The organism is Azospira sp. MPR-LB4 (assembly GCF_058809525.1).
The window spans coordinates 2,965,209-2,976,937 of record NZ_CM179521.1; the positions used below are offsets into that span (position 1 = coordinate 2,965,209).

The following is an 11,729-nucleotide window of genomic DNA, read 5'->3' on the forward strand; positions in this document are numbered from 1 at the left end:
TCAATGCTTGAAGCTGTCATTTCCTCACAGGGAACGGCCGGCGGCGATCAGGCGGTTGAACAGGAGATTGGGCGACAGCCACAGCACCTGGTCATCGAAGCCCTGCTGGGTGACGGCCCGGCTGACGAAGACGTTGTCGCCATCGTGATTTTCCACCTCGTCGGCATCGCTGCTGGCGCCGTTGGCGGCGCCCTGGGCGTTGATGGCGCCCAGGCCGTTCTTGCCGTGGGAGAGCACTAGGGCCGGCAGGCCGGAGGCCAGGGTGGAATTGGCCACGGAACAGCCGCTGCTGGTCGAGGCGACGCTGCAGACCGTGATGTTGCCGGCTGTAGTGGCGAGTACGAATCCGACCTTGCTGTTGCTGAAACTAGCGTGCACTCGGTAGCGGTAATGGTTGCGCCAGCTGTCGTACTGGCCCAGGCCCAGGCTGCTCCACGGCAGCACGCCCTCGGCGCTGGGGCAGTCGCCGCTGCCGTCGCGGGCCTCTTCCACCCCGTCGTAATCCGTGTCCGGGCAGGGCAGATAGGGGTGCTGGCCATTGAGCGAATAGTGGCTGGCCGCATAGCCGATGAGGGCGTCGCCGATGTCCTGCAACTGCTTCTTGGTGTCGCCGTTGTCCCGCACTTCGGTCTGGGCCGACAGGGAAAAGAGCATGCCCCCGGTGAGCAGGGCCACGATGACCAGGACGATGGCCAGTTCAACCAGGGTGAAGCCGTGGGGACGACGCAGGTGGGGGCTCATGGAATGAACTGGGCCTTGAAGTTTTGCAGCAGGATCAGCTGGCCGCCGCTGCCGAAGCCGGTGGTGAAACCCAGCCGGACGTTGCGCAGGGACTCGCTGCCTGAAAAATCGCTGATGGATATGGTATCCCTGATGGTGGGCGGCGAACAGGCGGCGGTATTGGGGGCGAAGGTGGTGCTGAGATCCGCCATGGCCACGTCCTCGACGAAACAGAGGGAATTGCTGGCGGGGAAGGCCCAGGCCTTCAGGTCGTAGGTGCCGGCTCCGGCGCCGCTGTCGTAGTTGCGGCTGATTTCCAGGCGGATGCGCACCAGCTGCCCGAGGGGGGCCAGGCCGCCGGGCGTGGCCAGACCGCTGGTGAGGGCGGCCGGGTTGCGGGGGGAATCGCCGCTGCCGCTGCCGAAACCGTGCACGTTGTCGTCCCACAGGGGTTCGGCAACGCCGGCCCACCAGTTGGCCTCCCGGTAGCCCCAGTAGGTGAAGGCCAGGTGTCGGATGGTCAGGGGATCCTGGCGGCCGTAGGCGTGGTTGCTGTTGCTCTCGTTGTATCCCAGGTTTTGCACGAAATCGAACTCCAGGCCGAGCTTGGGCGGGGCGATGGGGCGCAGGGTGACGCCGGTGGGCGGCGTCGGCTCACCGGAGTAGCCCAGGTGCTGGTTCGGGGCACCGCACATGGAGGCATCCGGGTTGCGCTCGGCGTCGGCGATGGTGAAGGTGAAACCGTCACCCAGGTCCAGTACCCGGTACTCGAAAAAGGCCCGCAGGCCGCTGCCGAAGCGCACCACCTGGTTGAACCAGAGGCAGCCGTAACGCAGGTTGGGCGGGCTGCCGATAGGCACGTCGCTGGTGCCCAGGGTGGCGGTGCCGGCGCCGCTGTCCACGGCAAGGGTGGGGTTGCCGCTGGCAAGCTCGTTGCGGATGGCGGTGGCGGCGCCCAGGTCGTTGCTGAAATTGAGGGTGACGCTCTCCTTCAGGCACAGCACCACGTCGCCGGCGGGCTGGCTCTTGTCGTAGGCGGCCAGGGCCTGGGGCAGGGGGAACTGGCGGGCGGCCGCGTCGGTGGCCGTGGCCGCGGCGATGTTGGCGGCGGCCAGGAAGCTGGAGGCAGAAGCGCCTTCCGTGGCGGTGCGGGGGCCTGTGGCGGCCCGTTCCCCGGTGAAAATGAGGGCGCCCCGGCAGGGCTTGCCCCGCACCGTGAGGCAGCCGTCGCTGCCGCAGTTGAGGTAACGCAGCTGGTTGTCCCAGTGGCGGCGGAACTCCTCGTCGCCACTGCCGAGGCTGGCGCTGAAATCGAAGGCGGCCGGCAGGCGCTGCAGTCCGTCGCTCGAGGCGTCCCCGGTCGGCAGGCTGGGAGCCGCATCCAGCGCGGACTTCAGGCCTGCCATCAGGGTGTCGATGCGGCTCGGAAAATCGCTGCGCTGCTTGATGCGCTGGAAAATGTCCCGGGGGCTGAGCCACAGCAGCAGGTCATTGTTGGAGGTGCTGCCCGGGGTGCCCTGGGTCAGGCTGAGACTGGCGCCGCCGCCGAAACTGTAGTTGCCGTCCAGATAGTTGGCCGCATTGGGGCTGTCGCCGCCGGGGCAGGCGCCGCTGCCGCCGCTGCGGTGCTGGCCGCCCAGGGCGATGCCGGGGGCGAAGAGAACAGCGACGGCGCCGCCCTCGGCGTTCTCCGGCTCGGTCAGGATCTGGCTGCCGTCGCTGCTGCGCACGGCGAACTGGCCCTGGCTGTCCCAGTTGAGGGGCGTGCTCTTGGGGCTGTTCTTGAAGCGGCCGACGGCGTACCACAGGCATTCCCCGCCTTCATCCTGCAGCATCGGCAGGCCCAGGGTTTTCCACGGCAGGAGGCCGACCACGGTGGTGCCGGCGGTGCCGCAACTGGCTTCGGCCTCGCCGTCGTTGTTGGTGTCGGGGCACGGCAGCTGGCCGAAGACCTGGCCGCTGTTGCGCTGGTCGTAGGTGGCGGCGAAGCCGAGCAGGGCTTCCCGGGCCTGGGCCAGGGCCGCCATGGAGGCTTCCGCCCGGACCTGGGGATTACTGGAGACGGCGGTCAGGTGCCGGTAAAGGCCGTAGGCCCCGAGCACGAAGACGATGAGGAAGAACGCCAGCAGGGCGGCGCCGCGCTGACGGCAGGCGGGAGCGGGGTGGCGGGCCACGGCTCAGGGCGCCGCAGGGCGCCTGCCGGCGGGAGCGGGATGGACCCGCAGCACGCTGCCATCGGGCAGCAGGCCGGCGGATTCGTTGCTGCCGCGGCGATGGGAGTCGCCGACGCCGAGGCTGGTGCTGCTGTCGTTGCCCAGGTCCTTCAGGGTGGCGCGGCCCGGGTGGCGGCCATCGGGCCGGACCTGCAGGCCGCTGATGTCCTCCCGGTCGTGCTGGACCATGCCGTTGATCCAGGCCGAGCCCTTGCCGCTGGAGCGGCGCACGATGCCGTTGAGGGTCACCACCGGCTCCTCTGTGGCGTGGCTGGTGTCCTGGATGTTGTACAGCCGCTGGCGCTCCAGGGCCTGGCGCCGTTCCGGCGTGAAGAAGAGGCGGCCCAGGGCTTCGTCGGCCAGGAGCGGCGAGGCGGCCGTGCCCAGGGCCAGGAGCAGGCCGGCGAGCCTGGCCAGGCGGGCGCCGGGGCGGGCGGCTTGGGGAGGGCGCAGGGAATGGGCGTTCATGGCAGGTTCCTCCCCGTCTCAGCGGGTTTGGGGGCCTCGCAGGGTGATCCAGTCCAGCAGGCACTGGGCCTTGAGGTTGGCGTGCAGACCGGTGCTGTCGCCCGGGGGGCGGGGCTGCCGGCTGACTTCGCAACTGCGCACCAGGACCTGGGCCTTGGCCGTGTTGCGCAGGTCGGCGAGGACGTTGAGCAGATCCTCCTCATGCAGCAGCTGCAGTTGCAGGCGCATGGAACTGACCTGGAAGCTCCACGGCCCCTGGCCGTTGCCCAGGGGCTGCTGGGGCGAGAACTCGTACTGGATGTCCAGCAGGCGCCGGTTGTTGCGGATGTCCCGCAGCAGCTCGACCCAGTCCAGGCGCTGTTCCTCGCCGATGACGCCGCGGGCGGCCAGGTTGCTGAAGAGGGCGGCCTTGAGCTTGATCTCGCTTTCCTCTTCCCGTACCTGCTTCAGCTTGGCCTGGGCCTGGGCGTTGTGGGCCTGGGCCGTTGCCAGCAGGCGGCGGGCCTGTTGCTGCTGCTCCAGGGAAAAGAGCACCAGGACGGCGCCGCCGAGGCAGAAGAGGACGAAGATCACCAGGCTGAGGCGCAGCTTGCGCCAGTCGGCTGTGGTCAGTTTCATGGCGTCACCCGATGCACGATCTGCACGACGAAATGACGGGGCTCGGCGCTGGCCGGGGCATCGTCGCTGCTGCTGCCGCCCTTGAGGGACTTGCCCGATTCCACGTCGAACGGTTGCTGCTGCACATTCACCTGCAGGCCGGGCTGCTGCCGCAGGGCCGCCAGGAAACGCTCGAAAATGGCCAGCACCTGGCGCGGATTGGCCTGCGGGCCGGAGGGAATGCTGCCCCGCACCAGGGCGCTCTCGTCCCCCTCGCCCGGCGCTGCCGCCGCGGCAGTGGCGTTGCCATTGCCTCCGGCGCTGGTGCCGCCCCGCTGCCAGGCGATGGTCTCCAGTTCCACCTGGGGCGTTGCTTCCAGAGCCCGGCTGAGCAGCAGGTAAAAGTCTCGCGGGGTGGTGGGCTGCCGTTCCATGGCCTGGTAACGGTTGATGACCTGGCGCAGGGTGTCGTTGTCCACCGGCATGGGCGGGAAGGTCCTGGCCAGTTCCGCATAGCGCTGGGCCGCGCTGTCGGCCTGGGCCTGGATGGCGGCCCGTTCGCTGCCGAGGCGGCTGGCGTCGTACAGCTGCTTGCCGGCGAAAAGCAGGCAGGCGAGGAAGACCAGCAGCCCGCCGGAAGAGAGCAGGGCCTTGAGCTGCCACACCCGGTAGTCGTGGCGCAGGGGCGGCGGCGCGAACTGCTGGGCCGGCGTCTGGACGGCCAGCAGGTGCAGGAACAGGGCTTCGCTGCGGCTGTCCTCCGGGGCATCGGCCAGGCCGATGAGGCGGGCGGCCTCGTCGTTGCCGACGATGCGGAAGGTGACGGCCGGGCTGTCGCTGCAGGCTTCCTGCACCGCCCGCACCGCCTGGGGATGGACCAGGGCCAGGGCCTGCAGGGACTGGCCCCGGGCCAGCAGGCGCTGGCTGGTCAGGTACTGGTGCATCTTGGCCGCCTCCGCCGCCATGGCGTGGCCGATGCCGTGGATGCTGGAATCGTGCAGGGGCACCAGGCGCGAGAAGTGCAGTTCGCCCTTGTCGAAGAAGCTCTGGCGCAGGCTGTGATCCTGCACCGTCAGCATCAGGCAGGGGGCCGGGCCGGGCTGCAGCTTTTTCAGCAGTTGGGGGCCGAGCAGGGGCAGGGAGTAGATGCCCACCAGGGGCACGCCCAGGGACTGGATCAGGGCCGTCCACGGCATGATCTGGGCCGGGTTGGTGAAGCCGGCCAGCAGCAGGCGTTCGTCCTTGCGCCGGTTCTTCTCGAAGCCCAGGCGCTGGGCCATGTTCAGGTTGGTGCTGTAGAAATACTGGCCCAGCTTGCGCTGGATCACGGCTTCCCGGTCCTTGCCCTGGAGGAAGGGGATGGTGTCCAGCTGGAAGCCTTCGTCGGCCACGTTGATGAGGAGGTAGAAAAGGTCGTGGCGACGCTTTTCCAGGTACTGGCGGAAGGCCACCAGGCCCTCCTCCGAATGGGGGAAGCTGGCCTGGGCGTCCAGGCGGCCGCCCTTCCAGGCATGGGCCGAAAGCTGGTGGGCGGAGAGGTAGAGGAGATGGCGCTGGGGCATGGCTCAGGTCTTGATCTTGCTGATGACGTCGTACACCGGCCCCAGGACGGCCAGCATGATCCAGCCCAGGACCGAGCCGAGGATCAGGGTCAGGGCGGGCTCGATCAGGGACTGGATCTTTTCCACCGACTCCTTCACGTCCCGGTTGAAGAAGTAGCTGACATTGCGCAGGGCGGTGTCGAGGGAGCCGGTGCTTTCCCCCACCCGCAGCATGCGGATCACCAGGGGCGGAAAGAGGCCGATGGTGTGAAAGGCGGTGGTGACGTTCTGGCCTTCGCCGATCAGCTGTTCCACCTTTTCCAGGCCCTGGCGGATGACCCGGTTGCCCACCACCTCTTCCGTGGTGCGGATCGACTCCAGGATGGGAATGCCCGAGGAATAGAGCAGGGCGAAGGTGTTGGCGAAGCGGGAGAGCACGATCTTCTTCAGGATCGGCCCGAACACCGGCAGTTTCAGCTTGAAGGCGTCGAAGCCGTGCCGCACCGCCGGATTGGTGTGCAGCAGGTAGCTGAGCAGGGCGATGCCGAGGATGGGCAGGAGCAGGGCCAGGTACCAGTAGTTGACCAGCAGGTCGGAGACGAAGAAGAGGGCCCGGGTCTGGGCTGGCAGCTCCTGGCCCATGTTGCGCACGAACTGCTTCAGCTGGGGCACCATGTACACCATGAGGAAGAAGGTGGCGCCCAGGACGATGGTGCCGACGAAGGCCGGGTACATCAGCAGCTTCTTGGTCTGGGAGGCGATCTCGTCCTCCCACTTGAGGGATTCGGTGAGGTTCTGCAGTACTTCGGAGAGCTGGCCGGTCAGTTCCCCGGCCCGCACCAGGCTGACGAAGACCTTGGTGAACACCCGGGGATGCAGGGCCATGGCCTGGGACAGGGTCTGGCCGCCCTCGATGGATTCCACCAGGCTGGCGATGACTTCGCGGAAGCGCGGATGCTCCAGGGAGTCCCGCAGGTCGGAGAGGCCTTCGAGGATGGGCACGCCGGCCCGGTTCAGCTGTTCCAGGTGGAAGCAGAAGTTGATCAGCTCCCGGCGCGGCACCGAGCCGCCGAACATGTCCCAACTGCTGACCGGGGTGCCGTTGACCAGGTCCATTTCCATGCGCTTGAGGCGCATCTCCAGGTCCACCAGATTGATGGCGTCGAGGCGCCCCTGGATCATGCGGCCATCCGCATCGACGGCCTTGTAGTTGAAGAGTCCCATGGCCGGACCCTACATCCGGTCGGTGAGGTCCACCACCCGGGATAGCTCCTCCAGGGAGGTGGAACCGTCCAGCACGCGGCGCAGGCCGTCGTCGGCCAGGGGGCGGAAGCCTTGGCGGGTGGCCTCGTTGCGGATGTCCCGGGCCGTAGCGCGGCGCGCCACCAGCTCGTCCATGGCCGGCGTCATGCGCAGCAGTTCCATGATGGCGATGCGGCCCCGGTAGCCCTGGAAGTCGCAGCGCTCGCAGCCGCAGGGGTGGTAGATCACCGGTCGCGGCCCTTCCGCCGGGATGCCGAGCAGGCGTGATTCGTGGGCCTCGGCCTGGTAGGGCGTCTTGCAGCCGGGGCAGAGGCGGCGCACCAGGCGCTGGGCGACGATGCCGATGATGTTGCCGGCCATCAGATCCGGCAGGATGCCGATGTCCAGCAGGCGGGGAATGGCGCCGATGGCCGAGTTGGTGTGCAGGGTGGAATACACCTGGTGGCCGGTCATGGCGGCACGGAAGGCCATCTCGGCGGTGTCCGTGTCGCGGATTTCGCCCACCAGGATCACGTCCGGGTCCTGGCGCATCATGGAGCGGATGCCGTTGGCGAAGTCCAGCTTGGCCGATTCCGCCACCGAGGTCTGGCGCACCAGGGCCATGGGGTACTCCACCGGGTCTTCCAGGGTCATGATGTTCACGCCCTCGGAATTGATGTGGTTGAGCACCGAATAGAGGGTGGTGGTCTTGCCGCTGCCGGTGGGGCCGGTGACCAGGATGATTCCTTCGGGCCGGGCGATCATCAGTTTGAGCAGGTCCAGGTGGTCCTCCGCCAGGCCCAGACCTTCCAGGGGCACGATGCCCTTCTGCCGGTCCAGGATGCGCAGCACCACGTTTTCGCCGTGGATGGTGGGCTGGGCCGCAACCCGGAAGTCCACCTGGCGGCCGCTCAGCACCAGGTTGATGCGGCCGTCCTGGGGCGCCCGGGTCTCGGCGATGTTCATGCCGCTCATGACCTTGATGCGCACCGCCATGGCCGGCCAGTAGGACTTATGCAGGGCCCGGATCTGCCGCAGCATGCCGTCGATGCGGTAGCGGATGCGCAGGAAGTTGGCCTCCGGCTCGAAGTGCACGTCGGAGGCGTCCCGCTTCACCGCGTCGGCCAGGATGGCGTCAATCAGGCGCACCACCGGCTGGCTGTATTCGTCGGAGGAGGACTGCAGGCTCTTCCAGTCGATCTCGCCGGTCTCGATCTCGTGCAGGATGCCGTCGATGGACAGCTCGTAGCCGTAGTACTGGTCGATGGCCCGGTCGATTTCCGACTCGCCGGCCAGCAGGGTCTCGATTTCCAGCTCGGCGTTGAGCTGGCTGCGCACCTTGTCCAGGGCGACGATGTCGTTGATGTCCGCCAGGGCCAGGGTCAGGCGGTGGCTTTCCGCATCGAAGTCCAGGGGCAGGATGTGGTGGCGCTTGGCCAGCTCCCGCGGCACCAGCTTGAGGGCAGAGGGGTCGATGACCGCCCGGGAGAGGTCGATGGAGCGTTTGCCCAGGCTTTCCGAAAGGGCTTCCCGCAGGGTCGTTTCCGAGACGAAGCCGAGGGATACCAGCAGCTTGCCCACCGGCTGGTTGGACTTCATCTGCTCCAGCAGGGCGATGCGCAGCTGGTCTTCGGAGATGATCCCCTGGGCGATGAGAATCTGGCCCAGGGGGCGGCGCTGGGGGCTGGGGGCGTTCATGGCGCGGCCAACTCCTGCAGCCGGCGCCGGGCGCCTTCCTTGTCGAACATGGCGGAGCGGCCGGCGGCGGCGCCGAGGGCCGCTTGGTAGTACTGCTGGGCCGGCTTGATCTGGCGCAGGTGGTCCAGGCTCACCGCCAGGTTGAAGAGATAGTCCGGGTTGTCGCCGTCGCTGGCCAGGGACTTGAAATAGGCCTGCTGGGCTTCGCTCCAGCGGCCCTGGCGGGCGTACACATTGCCCAGGGCGAAGTGGGCGTGGCCGGCCTCGGGCTGGGTTGCCAGCAGATTCTTCAGGCGGCTTTCCGCCGCCGCCGGATCACCGTTGCCGAGGAGGGATACCAGGCCGGCCAGGGCCACCGGGTTTTTCGGGTCCGCCTCCAGGGCCTTCAGGTAGAGGGCTTCGGCCTTGGCCGTCTGGCCCTCGCGGCCGGCAATGCTGGCCATGCCGAGCAGGGCGTCGGTGTTGCGCGGGTCGGCCTGCAGCACCTTGTCGTAGTCCTGCACCGCGGCGGCGAAATCCTCCCGCTGCAGGGCGCCGTAGGCCCGTTCCAGCAGCGGATTGGTGGCCGGCTTGCCGCGGCTGAGGCGGATGGGGCTGGGCTCCTCCGGCGGCAGCGCCGGCTGGCGTTCCTGGGGCACGGGACGCTCCCGGGTAAGGGGGGTGGGCATTTCCGGTACGGGGGGCTGGGAGGCGCTTCTATAGCCGCTACTGGCGTGGGGGCCATGGCGATGGGCGTTGCCATTGGTGCCGGCGGCAGGGGCTGGGGTTGCACCGGTGTCGGCGCCGGGCGGGCGATCATGGGGTTCTGGCTGAGGCCCTGCAACTGGAACCAGAAATAGATGCCGATGCCGAGCAGGCCCACCGCCAGGGCGCCCAGGGCAAGCCACAGCTTGTTGCGGTTGGGCGGTGTGCCGTTGCCGGCGGACAGCTTGGCGTTGAAGAGATTGCGGGCCGCCTGGCGCTCCGCTTCCACATCGGCTGCGGCGGCAGGAGCGGCACTTGGCGTGGGCGGCGGCGGGGCGGGCTGGTGGGAGGATTGGGGCGGCGGGGCGGCGGGGCTGGGCGCCGGGCTGGCGGCCACCGCCGCCAGGTCGGCATCCACCGTTGCCAGGTGGTCGTCCAGGTTGGGCAGGGGCGACTGCCCCTGGCTGCCGGGCTGGGGGCTCACCGGCTCCAGGCTCAGTTCGCCGGGCGCCCCGGTGGCGGGGGCCGCGTTGCGCTTGGCCTCCTCCGCCTTCTTCAGGGCATCCATGAGCAGGCTCACGGCCGTGGCTCCATGCCGGAGGGCGCCATCTGCTGCTGGGGCCCCGGGTTGTTGGCGAAGAAGTCCTTGGTCGGCAGGGCGTCCCTCAGGTTGGCGTAGTCGCCGCCGATGCTGGCTTCGCGGATGATCACCGGGCGCAGGAAGATGACCAGTTCGGTCTTCTGCAGGGAGTCGTCCTTGGCCGAGAAGAGGCCGCCGGCCACGGGCAGGCGGGAGAGTCCGGGAACGCTGTCGGCCCGGTTCTGCAGCATCTCCTCCATGAGGCCGCCCATGACGGCGATGTTGCCGTTTTCCACCCGCAGCACCGATTCCATCTCCCGGGTGCGGATCACCGGGACCTTGCTCTCGATGCTGTCGGCCAGGCCGTTGATGCCCTTCTTCAAGGCCGGATTGGGGTCGGGGATTTCATCCACCACCCGGGAGATGCTGGGGCGGATGTTGAGCAGCACCGTGTCGTCGCCGCTGATCTGGGCAGTGACGTTCATGACGAAGCCCACCGGCACCGAGTTGAGGGTGGTGGTGTAGGTGGTGACGGTGTTCACCTGGTTCTGGCTGGTGTCGGCCTTGATGGTGAAATAGACGTGGTTGTCCACCACCTTGATCACCGCCGTCTGGTTGTTGAGGACGCTGATCTTGGGGCTGGACAGCACCTTCACCGTGCCGAAGGTTTCCAGCAGGCGCAGGGCGCTGGTGAAGCCGCCGCCGGAGGTGGAGTTCTTGTAGCCGATCTCGAAATTGCTGCCGCTGGCGATGATGCCGGCCACGGCACCGCCCAGGGTCTGGGTCAAGGTGAAGCCGGCGGCGCCGCCGGTGATGCGGCTCCAGTTGATGCCCTGCTGGTAGTTCTGGTCCAGCCGCACTTCGGCGATGGTGGCCTCGATCAGCACCTGGCGCCGGGCGCTGCCCATCACCTGGTCCACGTATTCCTGGATTTTCTCGTGCTGCCGGGAGGTGGCGCGCACCGTGACGATGCCCGTTTCCGGGTGGGCCATGACCGAGGCGGCCTCCCGGAAGGTGGTGCGCCGCACCACCATGGCACCGCTGTTCTGCAGGGTGGCCGGATTGGCGCTGCCCGCCAGGCTGGTGGCGGGGGCCGAGGTGCGGCTGCCGGCCGCCGGCGGCGTGCCGGTGCCGGTGGTGGTCTGGGTGGCGGCTACTTCGGTGACCGTTTCCGATGAGCCTTCGGGCATGACCTTGTCGGTTTCCCGCAGGATGTCCTTGATGTTCTGGATCAGGTTGTCCCAGAAATGGTGCTGGGCCTTGTTCTCGATGCGGGTGACGGAACTGTTGCCGCTGCCGGCGGTGCCCGGGACCGTGGTGGTGCCGGTGGTGCTGGCGCCGGCGCCGGCGGTGGCGATCTGGGTGGTGACCGAGACGGTGCCGGCGGTGTCCCGGGTCATGTTCACGTAGTCGATCTTGTAATTGCGCAGGTAGGGCGTGTCCGGCATCACCGCCAGATTGGGGCCGTCCAGTTCGAAGCGCATGTCCACCTGCTTGGCCAGGCGGTTGAGGATCTGGGGCAGGGTCTGGTCGATGGCGTTGAGGGTCACCGTGCCGCTGATGCCCGGGTGGATATCCACGTTGAGCTTGGCGTCCCGGGCCAGGGCGAACAGCAGTTCCTGCACCTTGACGTTGTTCACCACCACCGAATAGGTCTCGGTGCGGGGGGCGATCCGGGGTTTGGGCAAGGCCGCCGTCTGCATCACCGGTGCCGGAATGGCACCGCTGACCACGGGCGCCGAGTCCGCCTGCAGGTGGGCCTTGCTGGGGTCCTTGGCAACGGGGGAGGCGCAGGCGCCGAGCAGTCCCAGGGATAGTGCTGCCAGCAGGGCGCGCACGGGGAAATGCTTGGGCAACGACGGGAGGCCGTCGGGGCGGGGGCCGTAATGGGCAGGCTTCATGGGGCGGGCCTTATCGGTTGTCTCGTTATGGGGCCGTTCTTATGTAACGCTATGTTTTAACGTTGATTATTTTTGAAGCTTCGAT

The 11,729-nt window shown here is 68.0% G+C and carries 9 protein-coding genes; all 9 read right to left on the minus strand.

Annotated features, from left to right (window positions below):
• Positions 1-24: 24 nt before the first annotated feature.
• On the minus strand, positions 25-741 hold the full coding sequence (locus AC3QLZ_RS13970; protein WP_014236483.1) for a type II secretion system protein: 717 nt from the start codon (positions 739-741) through the stop codon (positions 25-27).
• On the minus strand, positions 738-2,894 hold the full coding sequence (locus tag AC3QLZ_RS13975; RefSeq protein ID WP_014236484.1) for an L-type lectin family protein: 2,157 nt from the start codon (positions 2,892-2,894) through the stop codon (positions 738-740). Before AC3QLZ_RS13975 ends, AC3QLZ_RS13970 begins: the two co-directional genes overlap by 4 nt.
• Positions 2,895-2,897: 3 nt before the next feature.
• Positions 2,898-3,401: a hypothetical protein gene (locus AC3QLZ_RS13980; protein WP_014236485.1), complete on the minus strand. Its 504-nt coding sequence runs from the start codon at positions 3,399-3,401 to the stop codon at positions 2,898-2,900.
• A gap of 18 nt (positions 3,402-3,419) precedes the next feature.
• Positions 3,420-4,019, minus strand: a complete 600-nt coding sequence (locus AC3QLZ_RS13985) for a hypothetical protein (protein WP_014236486.1) — start codon at positions 4,017-4,019, stop codon at positions 3,420-3,422.
• Positions 4,016-5,560 (minus strand): hypothetical protein, encoded by a 1,545-nt coding sequence (locus AC3QLZ_RS13990; protein ID WP_014236487.1) that lies wholly within the window; start codon positions 5,558-5,560, stop codon positions 4,016-4,018. The genes AC3QLZ_RS13985 and AC3QLZ_RS13990 overlap by 4 nt, the downstream gene beginning before the upstream one ends.
• A 3-nt stretch (positions 5,561-5,563) precedes the next feature.
• Positions 5,564-6,763, minus strand: a complete 1,200-nt coding sequence (locus AC3QLZ_RS13995) for a type II secretion system F family protein (RefSeq protein ID WP_014236488.1) — start codon at positions 6,761-6,763, stop codon at positions 5,564-5,566.
• Positions 6,764-6,772: 9 nt separating this feature from the next.
• Positions 6,773-8,479, minus strand: a complete 1,707-nt coding sequence (locus AC3QLZ_RS14000) for a GspE/PulE family protein (protein WP_014236489.1) — start codon at positions 8,477-8,479, stop codon at positions 6,773-6,775.
• Positions 8,476-9,147, minus strand: coding sequence for a tetratricopeptide repeat protein (locus AC3QLZ_RS14005; protein WP_238526365.1), 672 nt, complete (start codon positions 9,145-9,147; stop codon positions 8,476-8,478). The genes AC3QLZ_RS14000 and AC3QLZ_RS14005 overlap by 4 nt, the downstream gene beginning before the upstream one ends.
• 592 nt (positions 9,148-9,739) lie before the next feature.
• Positions 9,740-11,644 (minus strand): pilus (MSHA type) biogenesis protein MshL, encoded by a 1,905-nt coding sequence (gene mshL / locus AC3QLZ_RS14010; protein WP_014236491.1) that lies wholly within the window; start codon positions 11,642-11,644, stop codon positions 9,740-9,742.
• Between the last annotated feature and the right edge of the window lie 85 nt (positions 11,645-11,729).

Coding starts and splice junctions, on each gene's coding strand:
- AC3QLZ_RS14000 (WP_014236489.1), bottom strand. CDS start 8,479: ATGAACGCCCCCAGCCCCCAGCGCCGCCCCCTGGGCCAGATTCTCATC.
- AC3QLZ_RS13985 (WP_014236486.1), bottom strand. CDS start 4,019: ATGAAACTGACCACAGCCGACTGGCGCAAGCTGCGCCTCAGCCTGGTG.
- AC3QLZ_RS13995 (WP_014236488.1), bottom strand. CDS start 6,763: ATGGGACTCTTCAACTACAAGGCCGTCGATGCGGATGGCCGCATGATC.
- AC3QLZ_RS13970 (WP_014236483.1), bottom strand. CDS start 741: ATGAGCCCCCACCTGCGTCGTCCCCACGGCTTCACCCTGGTTGAACTG.
- AC3QLZ_RS13990 (WP_014236487.1), bottom strand. CDS start 5,560: ATGCCCCAGCGCCATCTCCTCTACCTCTCCGCCCACCAGCTTTCGGCC.
- AC3QLZ_RS14005 (WP_238526365.1), bottom strand. CDS start 9,147: ATGCCCACCCCCCTTACCCGGGAGCGTCCCGTGCCCCAGGAACGCCAG.
- mshL (WP_014236491.1), bottom strand. CDS start 11,644: ATGAAGCCTGCCCATTACGGCCCCCGCCCCGACGGCCTCCCGTCGTTG.
- AC3QLZ_RS13980 (WP_014236485.1), bottom strand. CDS start 3,401: ATGAACGCCCATTCCCTGCGCCCTCCCCAAGCCGCCCGCCCCGGCGCC.